The organism is Nocardia sp. Tas62D01, assembly GCF_055232035.1.
Genome location: NZ_JBUYUZ010000001.1, coordinates 2,730,923 through 2,745,265, shown reverse-complemented (window position 1 = coordinate 2,745,265; position 14,343 = coordinate 2,730,923). Strand labels below are relative to the sequence as shown.

Sequence of the window (14,343 nt, the reverse complement as noted above, 5' to 3'; positions counted from 1 at the left end):
TGCTTGGTCATGCCTGCTCGCGCGCCGGCTTCTGTGCCCGCACCCGCTGCTTCTTCGGCGGAACCGGCGAGTGCTCGGCCAGCCAATCGTGGTGGATCCGGCCCAATTCGGTGACCGGTGGTTCGTCATAGAGCCATTCCCGCGAGATGCGATGCCAGTTCGCGGTGCAGCCGAGCTGCCCGAGCATGCCGAAGGTGAGGAAGTCGGCGCGCCGCGAAAACAGGTGCTCCGGCGGCAGATTCTGCTGCTTCATTCCGGCGAACTCACTGGCCCTCGGGTCCACCGCGAGCAGGAAGGCGCCACTTGCCAGCTCCGGGGTGATGGTGAGTTGCTCGTCGATCAGACACCATTCCGACGCGGCGAGCACGTATTCCAGGCATTCCTCGGCGCCGATCTCCTCGGGTGAGTCGATCACGCCGCGCTCGATCATCAACTGCCGCAGATCTTCCGCGCGATCCTCGGCCGCGGCGCGCAGGCAGATGATCTCGAACCGCACGTGTTCGGGATCCATCCGATTGAACAGACCGAAGTCCAGGAAGCCGATCTTGCCGTCGGTGGCGAGCAGCACATTGCCGGGATGCGGGTCGCCGCAGAACTCGTGGAAGGTGAACAGCGAGCCCACGTAGAAGCGATAGATGATCTCGCCGATCCGGTTGCGTTCGGCATCGGGCAGCTGGCGAATCTCCTCGAATCCACCGCCTTGCACGTACTCGCTGACCAGCACCCGCGTCGTGCTGAGTTCCGGCATCGAGCGCGGCACCACGATGAACGGGTGCCCGGCGTAGAGCTCGGCGATCTGCAGCTGGGTGTTGGCCTCGGCCTGGTAGTCGAGCTCGCTTTCCATGTTCAGCCGCAGCTCGTCCAGTACGGCCGGGGTCACCCACGGCATCGCCGATTGCAGCACCCGCCGGAACATGGCCAGGTTCTTCAAGTCCGCGCGCACCGCCGCGTCGATGCCGGGGTACTGCACTTTGACCGCGACCTGACGGCCGTCGTGCAGCCGGCCCCGATACACCTGACCGATCGAAGCCGCCGCGATCGGCGTCGGCTCGAATTCGGCGAACACCTTCTCCAGTGGCTGCCCGAAGTCCTCCTCGATCACCTGCCGCATCGATTCGAACGAAACCGACGGCGCCGCATCGCGTAGCACGGCGAGCCGATTCTGGAAGCGTTCGCGATGATCCTCGGGCACCAGGTCCAGATCGAGCACCGACATCATCTGGCCCAGCTTCATGGCCACGCCCTTCATGGTCCCGAGGACCATGACCACCTGCTCGGTGGTGCGGATCATCGACTCCTCGGCCATCTTCGCCCGCACGGCGTCCGACCTCCCCCGCATCGATAGCCGCGTGCGCTGCGTCCGGATGACCGAACTGGCCGCCACCGCACCGAGCTTGGTGCCACGAGCAAGCCGGGAAGTCGGCACTTGCTTCGCCATCGAGGTACCTCCATTGGTGCCAACGTGCCGGGCGGTACCCATCCCACTCCGACGCACCGCTCGGGTTCAGACTAGCCAACTGCGCGGCATTCGGAGGCGGGCATCACACCTCGAGCGGCGGGAGGGGCGATGACCTGTGGCGGGGCGCTTGCTAGCTGCAAGCGCAGGTAGCGGTTAGGTCTTCGGCTCGGCGGTGCCGGTCGAGCCCGGCGTTGGGAGCACGTGCGGCTGCTCGTTGAAGCGGGTCCGCGAGCCACCCGCCCGCGCCATGCCCTCGATGGCGCTCCACGTCATCATGATCAAGTAGTCGATCACCTGTTCGCGCGTCATCGCCTTATTGGTCGTCCACCAGTGCGTGGCCAGCTGAATCCCGCCGACGAGCACATACGACCACAGCAGCGCGCCTTCGGTGTCGATCTCGTGCTCATGCCCGCGATCGGTGATGACAACGGAAACGACCTCGGCGAACAGCTTCTCGAACTCAGCGAGCGAGGACTGGTCGGCCGAGCCGTTGCCCATGATGAAGCGATACACCTCGGGGTCTTCGTCGACCGTGCCGACGTAGGCCGACAGCGCCGAGCGCACCAGCTGGTATTCGTCGGCGTCGAGGCTGATCGCCTCGTAGACCCGCGGCATCAGGGTGGTCTCGATGAACCGCTGCATGGTCGCGTGGACCAGGTCGTTCTTATCGGAGAAGTACCGGTAGAGCACGGTTTTCGAGACGCCGATCTCGGCCGCGATCTCGTCCATACCCGCGCTGCTGCCCCGGGCGCGGATCGCGGCGAGGGTGCCATCGACCAGTTCCTCGCGTCGGTCGATCTTGTGCTGCCGCCACCGGCGCTTGCGTCCGTCCGTCCGGCCGGTGCGCACCGCCGCCGGTCGCTCGGCACGCTCGCCGACGTCGACAAGGTCATCGGTGGACAGCGGGAACTCCCTCGTTCGTAGGGCTTCGTAGCACCACCAGCTTAGGTCCCGGCAACCACCCAGATGGGCGTTTGGGTCGCTGATGCGTCAGGAACCACATATTCGCCGCCTCGAAACGGCGTGTCCACACACGCCGCCGGTGCGTGCGACCACCCGGGCCGCGCGCCGGGCACCGCAGAATGGGAGGCATGGAGAAAGCTCCCGGCAACATCGCGGTTCTTGACACGCGCAGCCAGCCTGCCGCAGCAGCACCCGATACCTTCGCGGCCTTCGTGGACGAGGAGGGCAAGCGGCGGGACTTGTTTCGAATGAAGGCGTTCGCCACCGGACTGTTGGCGTTCGCGACGGTGATCTATCTGTTCTGTCGCTGGACGGAATCGCGCGGCGTGGGCGGCGACTGGGTCGGCTATGTGCGCGCGGCCTCGGAGGCCGGCATGGTCGGTGCGCTGGCCGACTGGTTCGCGGTGACCGCGCTGTTCCGGCATCCGCTCGGCCTGCACATCCCGCACACCGCCATCATCCGTAAGAAGAAGGATCAGCTCGGCGCCAGCCTCGGCTCCTTCGTCGGCTCGAATTTCCTTGCACCGGATGTGGTTTCGGCGAAGGTGACCTCGGCGCAGATCTCCTGGCGGGTCGGGCGCTGGATGGCCGACCCAGGTCATGCCGCCCGGGTGGCCGAGGAGAGCTCGACCCTGCTGCGCGCGGTGGTGGGGGTGCTGCGTGACGAGGACGTCGAGCAGGTCATCGACAACACGATCGTTAAGCGGATCGCCGAACCGCTGTGGGGTCCGCCGATCGGGCGGGTGCTTGCCGAACTGCTCGCCGACAACCGCCAGCTGGCGCTGCTGGACATGCTTGCCGAGCGCGCACACCAGTGGGCGCTTGGCAGCCAGGAGACGATCGACCGGATTGTTTTGCGGGACGCGCCGCAATGGGCTCCGAAATTCGTAAACATTCTGCTTTCAGAAAGGATCTACCGGGAGCTAGTCGAGTTCACCTGGAAGGTCCGTTCGAACCCCGAACACGAGGTGCGACTCGCGGCGAATCGGTTCCTCGAGGAATTCGCCTATGACCTGCAGCACGACGACGCGATGATCAAGAAGGCCGAGCGGATCAAGGCCCAGGTCATGGGCCGCGAGGAAATTACCGGTATGGCCGCGGCGACCTGGCGTGCGGCCAAGCGGCTGATACTCGAATCAGCCGATGATCCGAGCAGTACGCTGCGCCGGAAGGTGGCCGAGAACGTTCAGCAACTCGGCGAGCGGCTGCGCGACGACAACGAGATGCGCGCGAACGTGGACGGTTGGGTCGACCGAGGCGCACGCTATCTGGTGGAAAACTATGCAGTGGAGATCACCACCCTGGTAACCGACACGGTTGCCAGGTGGGATGCCGAGGAAGCAAGTAAGAAGATCGAATTACAGGTTGGGCGTGATCTGCAATTCATTCGAATCAACGGAACGGTGGTCGGATCGCTGGCCGGGCTGGTGATCTACACGATTTCTCAGCTGCTGTTCCACGGCTGAATACAGCGCGCCCGATGTTTGCTCGAAGGGTGCTTACAGCGTGCTTGCAATAGTTAGCACCCTCCTCTAGGATTTAGAACGTGCAACCGCCAGAAGGTGAGTGATGGCAGACCAGCCCGAGGTTTCCGCCGAGTACACCGAAGGTTCGACCGAGCAATCGGCCGGCGTCGGAGAAAAGGCGGCCCGCGTCGTGAACGCGGCGCACGACATCGGAGGCTTCATCAGGGCACAGCGGGAGGCCGCGCAAGTCTCGCTGCGTCAACTCGCCACCCTTGCGGGAGTGAGCAATCCGTACCTCAGCCAGATCGAGCGCGGATTGCGCAATCCATCCGCCGAGGTACTCGCGCAGATCGCCAAGGCACTGCGGGTGTCCTCGGAGGTGCTGTACGTACGGGCTGGCTATCTCGAGCAGCGGCCACACAGTCCGGTCCGGGATGCCCTGCTTGCCGAAACCGGGATCACCGAGCGGCAGAAGCAGGTGCTGCTGGACATCTATGAATCGTTCCGCCGTGAAAATGGAGGAAACGAGTCCGGGGGGGATCAATGGGACAGCGACGTTCCGCGCACGACAACCGACACTCCGCCACGCCAGGAGAGCGAAGAATGACCGAGAAGAACCCAACCATCAAGCCACTGTTCGCCACCGTCGGCGCCGGTGATGCCGTCTACGCCGCCGTCGTCGACGCCGTCGCCCAGGTGCGTGAGCGCGCCGCCACCGCCGATGTGCCCGGCCGCGTCGAAGAGGCCCGTGAGCGCTTCGCCAACGTGCCCGCCGACGTGCAGGCCCAGTTCGAGACGCTGCGCGAGCGGCTGTCCGGGCTGCCCTCGGAACTGCCGGAGGACCTCGCCGAGCTGCGCGAGAAGTTCACCCCCGAGGAGCTGCGCTCGCTCGCCGAGAAGTACTACGCCAAGGTCATCGAACTGTACGCGGACCTGGCCGTGCGCGGCGAGGAGACCGTCGAGCGGCTGCGCGCCAACCACCTGGTCGAAGATCAGGTCGAGCGCGTCGAGTCCATCTACAAGGACGCGGCCACCCGCGCGGAGGACGTCCTCGGCCGGGTCAACGACCTGCTCAGTCGTCCGGCCAAGGTCGAGGAAGAGACGGAAGCCGAGCCTCTCGTCGAGGCCGAGGTGCTGACCGTGACCACCGAGACCGCGCCCGCCGCGCCCGCCGCGCCCGCCGCGCCCGCCGCGCCCGCCGCGCCCGCCGCGCCCGCCGCGCCCGCCGCGCCCGCCGCGCCCGCCGCGGCCAAGAAGGCGCCCGCCAAGAAGGCTCCGGCCAAGAAGGCTGCGCCGAAGAAGGTGTAATCGCGTTACCGCACGATCAACGACCCTGCACATCCCTGGTGTGCGGGGTCGGTGCTTCTATGATGGGTGGGGTGAATATTGCGCACGATTTGACCGGCATGATCTTGTTCGTGCTGCGGCTGGTGGCACTCGGCGCGACGATCTTCGCGCTGATTCATGCCGTTCGGCAGCGCCCGGACGCTTTTACGGCGGTGGACAAGCTCACCAAGCCGATCTGGATCGCGATTCTGGTCGCTGCGCTGTTGTTCCTGCTGCTGTCGTTGGCGGTGACGAGCCTGCTCGCGCTCGTCGCGATCATCGCGACGGGCATCTATCTGGCCGACGTGCGGCCGAAGGTGGACGAGATTCAGCGTGGTCCACGCTGGTAGGCGGAGGCTCCGCCAAGCACAAGGGACTAACGACGGACTGCGTCCGGCTGCGCCTCATTGGACAGAATTCGGCATAACATTTTGAGTGCTAGCAGTAGCTAGCAGCGCGAATCGTGGTTACTGTATCGAGCAGTAACACAAAGAAGTGTCCGATGCGTGCAATGCTGCCGTCTGCGTTGGGGAACTTCCCGGACAGGTCTGGGCCCTGGTCGACGTACACCGCGCCAACCTGCGGAACCGTACCTACGCGACCGCGGCGATGAACCCGCCGACCGTTGCAGATCGTCCCTGTGATCGCCCGTGACGGCGCCCGGCTGCGCGTGCACGCCTATGGACCGGCCGGCGGCCAGGTTCCACCGCACCCGGTCGGCTGATCGCCGAGACCACCGTCGTGCCGCTGCTGAACCGCCCGCTGCCGCTGCTGAAGCGGCGAATTCCGTTGCCGTTCTTCATCGGTAGCCTCGGGCTGGGCTCGCCCATCGTCTTCCTGCCGCTGGCGCCGCCGGCGCTCTCGGAGCGGATCGTCGAAATGCTCAGCGAGACCGGCAGTTTGGTCCGCTACGAGGTGCTGGAGACCGGGCACCTCGGCAACGCCGAAGTGAACGAGCGGTTCAACGAAGAGCTCGCTCAGGTGCTCGAGTCGGCACGTCAACCGGTCGAAGCCGTCGGCTGAATTGGATGGCGGCCCTGCGCGTGAACGTCGCTCGTAAGACAGCTCCGTTGTGGTCGCCAGTGTTGGATCGGATCAGTTGAAGACCACAGTCCGGCGGCCGTGCACCAGCACTCGGCCCTCGAGATGCCAGCGCAGGCCGCGGGCGAGCACGACGCGTTCGATGTCGCGGCCCTGCCGGACCATGTCGCGGACCTCGTCGGCGTGATCGATGCGGATCACGTCCTGCTCGATGATCGGACCCGCGTCCAGTTCCGCCGTCACGTAGTGACAGGTCGCGCCGATCAGCTTGACGCCGCGGGCGAACGCCTGGTGGTACGGGCGGGCGCCGACGAACGAGGGCAGGAAGCTGTGGTGGATATTGATCGCCCGGCCCGCCCAGTGCGCGGTTAGCTCCGGCGGCAGCACCTGCATGAATCGGGCCAGCACCACCGCGTGCGGGTCGTGCGCGTCGACCAGCGCCTCGACCTTCGCGAAGGCCGGGCCGCGCTCGGCCGGATCCTTCGGGAACGGCACATAGTGGAACTTCACACCGTGCGCCTCGGTCATCCCGGCCAGATCCGGGTGATTGCCGATCACCGCCTCGATGGTGGCGGGTAGCTCGCCGCTGGCGGCTCGGCCGAGTAGGTCGTGCAGGCAGTGCCCGTCCTTGCTGACCAGCAGTACCGCGCGGCGCCGCTCCCCGGAATCCAGCAGCTGCCATTCTGTCTCCGGCCCCAGGTCGGCGGCCACCCCCGCGAAATGGTCGCGCAGTTCCGCGAGCCCGAACGGCACCGTCGACGCCTTGATCGCCTGCCGGGTGAAGAACCACCCGCTGTCGACATCGGAGTGGTAACCGGCCTCCACGATCGACCCGCCGAACTCGGCGATGAACGAGGTGATCCGGGCAATGATGCCGGGACGGTCCGGGCAGCCGAGGCCGAGCACGAAGCGGCGGTCGTCCAGGGCGGATGGAGCGGAACTCATCGCAACATCTTCCCAGGTCGGGTGCGGTGGATTTGCCGCGCCTCTGCGCCAGCAAATCGCGGCCGGGTCCCCGATCAGGATCGAAGGTCGTAAAATGGTTCGGCGTAATGGAATTCGCCGACTATCTGGGATTCGTAGGCCGTCAGTGGTCGGACCTGGAAGTGGGTGATCCAGGCGGGTTCGTCGGGGAAGATGCTCAAGCGGGCGGCCGGGATGAAACCGAATTGCGGGTAGTAGTCGAGGCTGCCGAGCAGCCCGACCAGGGGTTCGTCGAGGGCGTCCGCGGCGCCGAGTGCGGCGTGCATCAGGCCCGTGCCGACACCGTTGCCCTGGCGTTCGGTGACGACGCCGATCGGGCCGAGGGCGAGCACGGGGAACGGGCCGACGGCGGCGCGGGTGAGGCACAGGTGGCCGATCACCCGGTCGTGCTCGATGGCCACCAGCGAGAGGGTGGGCATCCAGCCCGCGTCGGTGCGCAGGCGGGCGACCAGATCGACCTCGGGTGGGTCGGCGACACCGTCGTCGATGACCTCGCCGGTCATCTCGGCGATATCGGCGTCGGCGAGGGTGTACTCGGCATCGCCGTTCGCGTACTGCGGTCCGAACGCACTGCGATGCACGGCCGCGATGGCAGCGGCGTCTTCGGTGCGTTCGCGACGGATCAGCACGGTTTCGTCTCCTCCTCAACGAGTAGGGGCATCCGTACATGCTCTGGTGTCGGTGGCGGCGGTCACATGCTCCGTCCCTATGCACTACCCGCGAATCGCCGACAGTAACGAGTGTGCGCGAAGTACCCGAGGCGCGCAATGGAATTCGCCACCGGTATGCCAAACTCTGGACCCATGGCAAATTCCGCGCCGCTGACCCGGGCCGAAGTGGCCGCCATGATCGACCACACGCTGCTGGTGCCCGAGGCGACGACCGCCGATGTCGCCGCCCTGGTGGATGAAGCGCGGGCGCTCGGCGTGTACGCGATCTGCGTGTCGCCGTCGATGCTGCCGGTGCGGGCGCCGGGTGTGGTGGTCGCCACGGTCGCCGGATTCCCCTCCGGCAAACACCATTCGCTGGTGAAAGGCGCCGAAGCCCGTCTCGCCGTGGAGCAGGGTGCCGCGGAGGTGGACATGGTCATCGATATCGGAGCCGCGATAGCGTGCGATTTCACCGCGGTCATGTCCGACATCGTGACGGTCCGCGAAGCGATGGGCGATCGCGCACTGCTCAAGGTGATCATCGAAGCCGCGGCGCTGCCCGATGCCGCGATCGTGGAGGTCTGCCGTGTCGCCGAACATGCGGGCGCCGATTTCGTGAAGACCTCCACCGGATTCCATCCCGCGGGCGGTGCCAGCGTGCACGCGGTCGCGCTGATGGCCGAGACCGTCGGAGGCCGCCTCGGCGTCAAGGCCAGCGGCGGCATCCGCACCGCCGAAGCCGCCGCCGGACTCATCGCTGCCGGCGCGACCCGCCTCGGCCTGTCCAAATCCCGTGCGGTGCTGGACGGTTTCCCCGCCTGATCCAGACCCGCATCTGCGACCTAGACGGTTTCGGGCGCGAGCACCCACTCGGCCATCACATCGGCGAGGGCCTCGGCTCCGGCGCGGCAGTCCTCTGGCTGCGCGAATTCCACCGGCGAGTGCGAGATTCCCGTGGGATTGCGGACGAACAGCATGGCGGTGGGGACCTTGGCCGACAGGATGCCCGCATCGTGACCCGCGGCGGTGGGGAGCACCGGGATGTCGCCGAGGTGGGCGAGGGCCAGGTTGATGCGGTCGCGGGGGCCCGGCGGGAATTCGACGATGGGCGTGATGGATTCGGCCTCGATATGCAGGCCGATGCCGTCGAGCGCGGCGTGACCGCGGGCCTCGGCGGTGATGCGGTCGACGAGTTTGCCGAGGGTGTCTTCGTCCGCCGCGCGGGCGTCCAGCCAGGCCGTGATCTCCGAGGGGATCGCGTTCGCGCCGTTCGGCAGCACCCGTAGCTTGCCGAAAGTGGCTACCGCCTTGTGCAATTCGGCCGCATGGCGGGCAGTGTGCACCGATGACGCGAAGGCGAGCATCGGATCGCGGCGATCCACCAGACGGGTGGCGCCCGCGTGGTTGGCTTCGCCGGTGAAGGTGAACAGCCAGCGGCCGTGCGGCCAGATCGACGAGGCAACCGCGAGTGGACGGTCCACGAGATCGAGCGCACGGCCCTGTTCGACATGCAGTTCGACGTAGACGCCGACGCGTTCGGTGAGCGTCGGGTCGGCACCGAGGTGGTGCGGGTCGCGACCTTCCTTGCCGAGTGCTTCGGCAAGGGTGATCCCGTCGGCATCGCGCAGTGCCAAGGCCCGCTCGGGAGTCAACGCGCCCGTGGTGAGTTGTGAACCGACACAGGCCACTCCGAAGCGTGCGCCCTCCTCGTCGGAGAATGCGGTCACCGCGACCGGCCGGGTCGGGACGATGCCGCGGGCTCGGACGATATCCACGGCCGCGAAGGCGCAGACCACGCCGAGCGGCCCGTCGTACGCGCCGCCATCGGGCACCGAGTCCAGGTGGGAGCCGGTGACGAAGGCGTCCTTGGGATCTCCGCTGCAGCCCTCGGGAAGCCACCACGCCCACAGGTTGCCGTTGCGGTCCTCCTCGACGCTCATACCGCGTTGTTGCGCTGCTCCACGGAACCATTCGCGCAGCGTCATATCGGCGTCGTTCCAGGCGAATCGACGATAGCCGCCGGTCGCCGGCTCGCGGCCGACATCGAGGATCGAATCCCACAGGGAGTCGAACGAAGTCATCAGGGATCTTTCCTTTCGCCCTAGAACTGCCCGGGGATCCAAGTGGTGCCCGCGAGTGGTACCCGTGCCATGGCCGAGGCTTCGACGGTGAGCGCCACCAGATCCTCGGGTTCGAGGTTGCGCAGGTGTGATTTTCCGCAGGCGCGCGCGAGTGTCTGCGCCTCCATGGTGAGTACCCGTAGATAGTTCGCCAACCGCCGTCCGGCCGCGACGGGATCGAGGTTGCGCGCCAATTCCGGGTCCTGCGTGGTGATTCCGGCCGGGTCGCGGCCCTCCTGGAAGTCGTCGTAGAAACCGGCCGCCGAACCGAGCGCCGCATACTGCTCGGCGTAGTGCGGGCTGTTGTCGCCCAGCGCGATCAGCGCTGCCGTGCCGATGGCCACCGCATCGGCCCCCAGCGCCATCGCCTTGGCCACGTCGGCGCCGCTGCGGATGCCGCCGGACACAATGAGCTGCACCTTGCGGTGCACGCCGAGTTCTTGCAGCGCCTGCACGGCCTGCGGGATGGCGGCGAGGGTGGGAATGCCGACGTGCTCGATGAAAATGTTCTGGGTGGCCGCAGTTCCGCCCTGCATGCCGTCCACCACGACCACGTCGGCGCCCGCCTTCACCGCGAGCTTCACGTCGTAGTAGGTGCGGGTGGCGCCGACCTTGATGTAGATCGGCTTCTCCCAGTCGGTGATCTCGCGCAGCTCGATGATCTTGATGGCGAGGTCGTCGGGCCCGGTCCAATCGGGGTGCCGACAGGCCGAGCGTTGATCGACACCCTCTGGCAGCGTGCGCATCCCGGCGACCCGCTCGGTGATCTTCTGCCCCAGCAGCATACCGCCGCCGCCGGGCTTGGCGCCCTGACCGAGCACGATCTCGATGGCATCGGCCTTGCGCAGGTCATCGGGGTTCATGCCATAGCGGGACGGAAGGTATTGGTACACAAGATTTTTGGCCTGGCTGCGTTCCTCCGATGTCATGCCGCCGTCGCCGGTGGTTGTCGAGGTACCGACCTCGCTGGCGCCGCGTCCGAGGGCTTCTTTCGCCTGACTCGACAGCGCACCAAAGCTCATGCCCGCTATGGTTATCGGGATATCCAGGTGCAGTGGGAATTTCGCGTACCGGTCGCCGAGGACGACATTGGTATCGCAGCGTTCGCGGTAGCCCTCCAGCGGATAGCGCGACATCGAGGCGCCGAGGAACAGTAGATCGTCGAAATGCGGCAGGGCCCGCTTGGCGCCCCAGCCGCGGATGTCGTAGATGCCGGTGTAGGCGGCGCGCTGGATTTCGGCAATGACACTGCGGGGAAAGGTTGCCGATTCGCGCAGCACGGGATTGGTCACGGTCGTCTCCTGCCGTCAGTAGGCGCCGACATTGTCGACATGGAAGTTGTAGAGGGTGCGCGCCGAGCCGTACCTGGTGAATTCGGCCGGATCGGCGTCGAATCCCGCGGCCTCGAGCAGCTCGCGCAATTCCGCGAGATGCTCGGCGCGCATTTCCTTCTGGACGCAGTCCGCGCCAAGCGACGCGACGGCGCCGCGGACATAGATTCGCGCCTCATACAGCGAGTCACCCAGTGCCTCACCGGCATTGCCGCACACCACCAGGCGTCCGGCCTGCCCCATGAACGCGCTCATATGGCCGATATCGCCCCCGACGACGATATCGACACCCTTCATCGAAATGCCGCAGCGTGCCGCCGCATTCCCCTCGATGACCAGCAGTCCGCCGTGTGCGGTCGCGCCGGCGGATTGGGACGCGTCACCGGTGATCCGCACCGTGCCCGACATCATGTTCTCGGCCACGCCGGTGCCCGCGTTGCCGTGCACCGTCACGGTGGCGCGCTGGTTCATCCCGGCGCAGTAGTAGCCGACATGTCCTTCGATGGTGATGTCGAGGTCGTCGTCGAGGCCGCAGGCCAGTGCGTGCGCGCCACGGGGATCGGTGATGGTGGCGCGCCGGGGTGTGCCGGGGGAGTGCAACAGCTCGTTGATCTCCCGGACGCTGGATTCCCGCAGATCCAGTGCGGCGGTTTCGGTCGCCACGGTCGTCACTGCCGGTGCCATACGTAGACCTCTTCCGGTTCGGGTTCGAAGATTCGGGCGTCGTGCACGCCGGGCAGGTCGGCCAGCGCGCGATATTCAGATGCCATCGCGACCCAACGGTCGGTCTCGGCGATGATCGCGGGCTTGCAGGCGATCGGATCACGCACCACGGCAATGGATTCCCGGTTCGCGACCAGCAACGTGTAGAAGCCGTCGAACCGCTCGTTGAGCAGCAGCAGCGCCTTCTCGAGGTCGACACCCTCGGCCAACTGCCGCGCGATGAAGCGTGCGCCGACCTCGGTGTCGTTCTCGCTGTCGAACCGCACGCCAGCGCGCTCCAGGTCGTGCTTGATACTCATGTGGTTGGAGAACGAACCGTTGTGCACCAGACACTGATCCGGTCCGACCGAGAACGGATGCGAACCCGCCGCGCTCACCCCGGATTCGGTCGCCATTCTGGTGTGCGCGACACCCTGCCAGCCGGATGCGGCGGGCAGGCCGAAACGGCGCGCCAGCTCGGTCGGATTGCCGATGCCCTTGAGTACGGTCAGGTCTTCGCCGAAGCCGATGACGCGGGCGTCCGGCGCGATTCGGCGTACCGCCTCGACGATGGTGGTGGCATCGGCGGGCGCGTTCAGCACCGTCGTCGGATCGAGATCGATGCCGGTGACCGGGATGCCGAGTTCGTCGCCCAGCCGTGCGGTGAGCTCGTCGCCGGGCCCTTCGACATCGAGCAGCGACACCGTGGACCCACCCGGCGGCGACCATGTCGGATCACCGTAGATGGCCATCCCCGCGGAATCCGGTCCGCGGTCACACATCTGGTCGAGCATTTCGGTCAGCAGCATACCTAGGCTCGGGTACAACGCGGGATCACGCAGGTGAAGCCCGACAATTCCGCACATGTGGAACTCCTTGTTGCAGTGCGCTTTTCAGAATGCGGTCAGATATTGGTCGATCTCCCATGCGGAAACCGTGTTGTGCCAGGCGAAGAATTCCTCGCGCTTGAGCTGGGTGAAGTACTCGCTGACCCCGGGGCCGGCGATATCGAGCGCGCCCGAGAGCACGGGATCGGCCTCGAGCGCGTCCATCGCGTGCAGCAGGGTCATCGGCAGCATGTCGCCGCGGCGTTCGCCGACACCCGGCGCGCCGGGGTCGAGCGCGCGGTCGATGCCGTCCAGGCCAGCGGCGACGGTGGCCGCCATGGCGAGATACGGATTCGCCGATCCGTCGCCGCCGCGCAATTCGACCCGATGGTGGTCGGGCACTCGCAGGTAGTGGGTACGGTCATTGCCGCCGTAGGTGGCGTAGCGCGGTGACCAGGTGGCGCCGCTGCTGGTGGAGGTGGCGCCGATGCGCTTGTAAGAGTTCACCGTCGGAGCGATTACGGCTTGCAGCGCACAGGCGTGTTCGAGGATGCCCGCGATGAACGAGTAGGCCATCGAGGAGAGTCCGAGGCCGCGGTCGTCGGTGGCATCGGGAAAGGTGGACCCGGCAGAATTCCACAGCGACAGATGCAGATGCATGCCGGAACCGGTGCGGTCGGCGAAAGGTTTGGGCATGAATGTCGCACGCATGCCCCGCTTTTCGGCGATCACCGACAGCAGGTAGCGGGCCGTGATGACGCGGTCCGCGGTCGTCATGGCGTCGGCGTAGGCGAAGTTCTGTTCGAACTGGCCGTTGGCGTCCTCGTGGTCGCTGGCGTAATTGCCCCAGCCGAGGGTGTTCATCGCCGCGGCGATCTCGGTGAGGTGGTCGTACATACGGGTCACGTCACGCGCGTCGTAACAGGGCTGACGGCTGGTGTCGGCGGTGTCCGCGGTGCTCAGCGCACCGGCGGCGTCCCTATTGACCAGGAAGTACTCGATCTCCGCGCCGACATTCACGGTGAGCCCGCGCGCCGCGGCCCGGCGCAGCATGGCCGCGAGGATCACGCGCGGCGCGAACGGCCACGGCTTGCCCTCGACATGCGGATCGCAGTGCACCAGTGCCAGACCCGGCCGGACGAACGGAATGGGGGTGAAGGAGGTTGGATCCGGGACGGCGATGAGGTCCGGATCGCGGGGCTGCTGACCCATGGTGCCCGCCGCGTACCCTGCGAATCCGGCGCCGTCGGTCGCTAGTTGATCGACCGACTCGACCGGAACGAGCTTGGCGCAGGGCTTTCCGGACAGAGTGACGAACAGCGCCAGAATGTATCGGGTGTCGCTGGCCCGCGCAAGCTCGGCGAGAGTGCCTGGGGCGGTGCTGGTTTCCGGGCTGAGTGCTTCTGCGGTATCGATGGCCATGGGTGTGCTCCAGGTGAAGTGGTCGATCGGTTGGTGCGGAAGTTCGATGGCG

Annotated in this window: 15 protein-coding genes; 6 read left to right on the top strand and 9 right to left on the bottom strand. The window is 66.6% G+C overall.

Features of this window, described 5'->3' with window-relative positions:
• Positions 1-7: 7 nt before the first annotated feature.
• On the bottom strand, positions 8-1,438 hold the full coding sequence (locus ACV7NQ_RS13460; protein WP_463359946.1) for an ABC1 kinase family protein: 1,431 nt from the start codon (positions 1,436-1,438) through the stop codon (positions 8-10).
• Positions 1,439-1,612: 174 nt separating this feature from the next.
• Positions 1,613-2,308 carry a TetR/AcrR family transcriptional regulator gene (locus ACV7NQ_RS13455; protein ID WP_463359945.1) on the bottom strand — a complete coding sequence of 232 codons (696 nt, stop codon included), beginning with the start codon at positions 2,306-2,308 and terminating at the stop codon, positions 1,613-1,615.
• A gap of 362 nt (positions 2,309-2,670) precedes the next feature.
• Between ACV7NQ_RS13455 and ACV7NQ_RS13450 the strand changes: the two genes are divergently transcribed.
• From ACV7NQ_RS13450 to ACV7NQ_RS13430, 5 genes are all read left to right on the top strand, one after another.
• Positions 2,671-3,888, top strand: coding sequence for a DUF445 domain-containing protein (locus tag ACV7NQ_RS13450; RefSeq protein WP_463365659.1), 1,218 nt, complete (start codon positions 2,671-2,673; stop codon positions 3,886-3,888).
• A gap of 103 nt (positions 3,889-3,991) precedes the next feature.
• Complete coding sequence (locus tag ACV7NQ_RS13445) at positions 3,992-4,495, top strand: helix-turn-helix domain-containing protein (RefSeq protein ID WP_463359944.1); 504 nt, start codon at positions 3,992-3,994, stop codon at positions 4,493-4,495.
• A complete protein-coding gene (locus ACV7NQ_RS13440) occupies positions 4,492-5,196 on the top strand; it encodes a heparin-binding hemagglutinin (protein ID WP_463359943.1) in 705 nt (234 codons plus the stop codon). The genes ACV7NQ_RS13445 and ACV7NQ_RS13440 overlap by 4 nt, the downstream gene beginning before the upstream one ends.
• 62 nt (positions 5,197-5,258) lie before the next feature.
• Entirely contained in the window at positions 5,259-5,564 is a 306-nt protein-coding gene (locus ACV7NQ_RS13435; protein ID WP_463365658.1) for a DUF2516 family protein, read from the top strand.
• A 391-nt stretch (positions 5,565-5,955) separates the two neighbouring features.
• Positions 5,956-6,237, top strand: coding sequence for a hypothetical protein (locus ACV7NQ_RS13430; protein WP_463359942.1), 282 nt, complete (start codon positions 5,956-5,958; stop codon positions 6,235-6,237).
• Positions 6,238-6,309: 72 nt separating this feature from the next.
• Here ACV7NQ_RS13430 and purU read toward each other — a convergent pair whose 3' ends face one another.
• Together purU and ACV7NQ_RS13420 are read right to left on the bottom strand one after the other, a co-directional pair.
• On the bottom strand, positions 6,310-7,200 hold the full coding sequence (gene purU / locus ACV7NQ_RS13425; protein ID WP_463359941.1) for a formyltetrahydrofolate deformylase: 891 nt from the start codon (positions 7,198-7,200) through the stop codon (positions 6,310-6,312).
• A gap of 74 nt (positions 7,201-7,274) precedes the next feature.
• Complete coding sequence (locus tag ACV7NQ_RS13420; protein ID WP_463359940.1) at positions 7,275-7,868, bottom strand: GNAT family N-acetyltransferase; 594 nt, start codon at positions 7,866-7,868, stop codon at positions 7,275-7,277.
• Positions 7,869-8,042: 174 nt separating this feature from the next.
• Between ACV7NQ_RS13420 and deoC the strand changes: the two genes are divergently transcribed.
• Positions 8,043-8,711: a deoxyribose-phosphate aldolase gene (gene deoC / locus ACV7NQ_RS13415; protein WP_463359939.1), complete on the top strand. Its 669-nt coding sequence runs from the start codon at positions 8,043-8,045 to the stop codon at positions 8,709-8,711.
• Positions 8,712-8,731: 20 nt separating this feature from the next.
• On the opposite strand, the gene ACV7NQ_RS13410 is transcribed toward deoC, so the two are convergent.
• The 5 genes from ACV7NQ_RS13410 to glnT are packed head-to-tail and all read right to left on the bottom strand — an operon-like array spanning position 8,732 to position 14,291.
• Complete coding sequence (locus ACV7NQ_RS13410) at positions 8,732-9,970, bottom strand: allantoate amidohydrolase (RefSeq protein ID WP_463359938.1); 1,239 nt, start codon at positions 9,968-9,970, stop codon at positions 8,732-8,734.
• A 20-nt stretch (positions 9,971-9,990) separates the two neighbouring features.
• Entirely contained in the window at positions 9,991-11,301 is a 1,311-nt protein-coding gene (locus ACV7NQ_RS13405; RefSeq protein WP_463359937.1) for an FMN-binding glutamate synthase family protein, read from the bottom strand.
• A gap of 15 nt (positions 11,302-11,316) precedes the next feature.
• The gene (locus tag ACV7NQ_RS13400) at positions 11,317-12,024 is read right to left on the bottom strand and encodes a GltB/FmdC/FwdC-like GXGXG domain-containing protein (RefSeq protein WP_463359936.1); all 708 of its coding nucleotides are present in this window, start codon (positions 12,022-12,024) and stop codon (positions 11,317-11,319) included.
• Positions 12,009-12,908 carry a class II glutamine amidotransferase gene (locus ACV7NQ_RS13395; RefSeq protein WP_463359935.1) on the bottom strand — a complete coding sequence of 300 codons (900 nt, stop codon included), beginning with the start codon at positions 12,906-12,908 and terminating at the stop codon, positions 12,009-12,011. Before ACV7NQ_RS13395 ends, ACV7NQ_RS13400 begins: the two co-directional genes overlap by 16 nt.
• Positions 12,909-12,935: 27 nt before the next feature.
• Positions 12,936-14,291, bottom strand: a complete 1,356-nt coding sequence (gene glnT, locus ACV7NQ_RS13390; RefSeq protein WP_463365657.1) for a type III glutamate--ammonia ligase — start codon at positions 14,289-14,291, stop codon at positions 12,936-12,938.
• Positions 14,292-14,343 lie beyond the last annotated feature (52 nt).

Bases quoted from the DNA above. Each gene is read 5' to 3' on its own strand.
- ACV7NQ_RS13400 (WP_463359936.1), bottom strand. From the start codon at position 12,024: ATGGCACCGGCAGTGACGACCGTGGCGACCGAAACCGCCGCACTGGAT.
- ACV7NQ_RS13450 (WP_463365659.1), top strand. From the start codon at position 2,671: ATGAAGGCGTTCGCCACCGGACTGTTGGCGTTCGCGACGGTGATCTAT.
- ACV7NQ_RS13395 (WP_463359935.1), bottom strand. From the start codon at position 12,908: ATGTGCGGAATTGTCGGGCTTCACCTGCGTGATCCCGCGTTGTACCCG.
- ACV7NQ_RS13435 (WP_463365658.1), top strand. From the start codon at position 5,259: ATGGGTGGGGTGAATATTGCGCACGATTTGACCGGCATGATCTTGTTC.
- glnT (WP_463365657.1), bottom strand. From the start codon at position 14,291: ATGGCCATCGATACCGCAGAAGCACTCAGCCCGGAAACCAGCACCGCC.
- ACV7NQ_RS13410 (WP_463359938.1), bottom strand. From the start codon at position 9,970: ATGACTTCGTTCGACTCCCTGTGGGATTCGATCCTCGATGTCGGCCGC.
- purU (WP_463359941.1), bottom strand. From the start codon at position 7,200: ATGAGTTCCGCTCCATCCGCCCTGGACGACCGCCGCTTCGTGCTCGGC.
- ACV7NQ_RS13445 (WP_463359944.1), top strand. From the start codon at position 3,992: ATGGCAGACCAGCCCGAGGTTTCCGCCGAGTACACCGAAGGTTCGACC.
- deoC (WP_463359939.1), top strand. From the start codon at position 8,043: ATGGCAAATTCCGCGCCGCTGACCCGGGCCGAAGTGGCCGCCATGATC.
- ACV7NQ_RS13460 (WP_463359946.1), bottom strand. From the start codon at position 1,438: ATGGCGAAGCAAGTGCCGACTTCCCGGCTTGCTCGTGGCACCAAGCTC.
- ACV7NQ_RS13440 (WP_463359943.1), top strand. From the start codon at position 4,492: ATGACCGAGAAGAACCCAACCATCAAGCCACTGTTCGCCACCGTCGGC.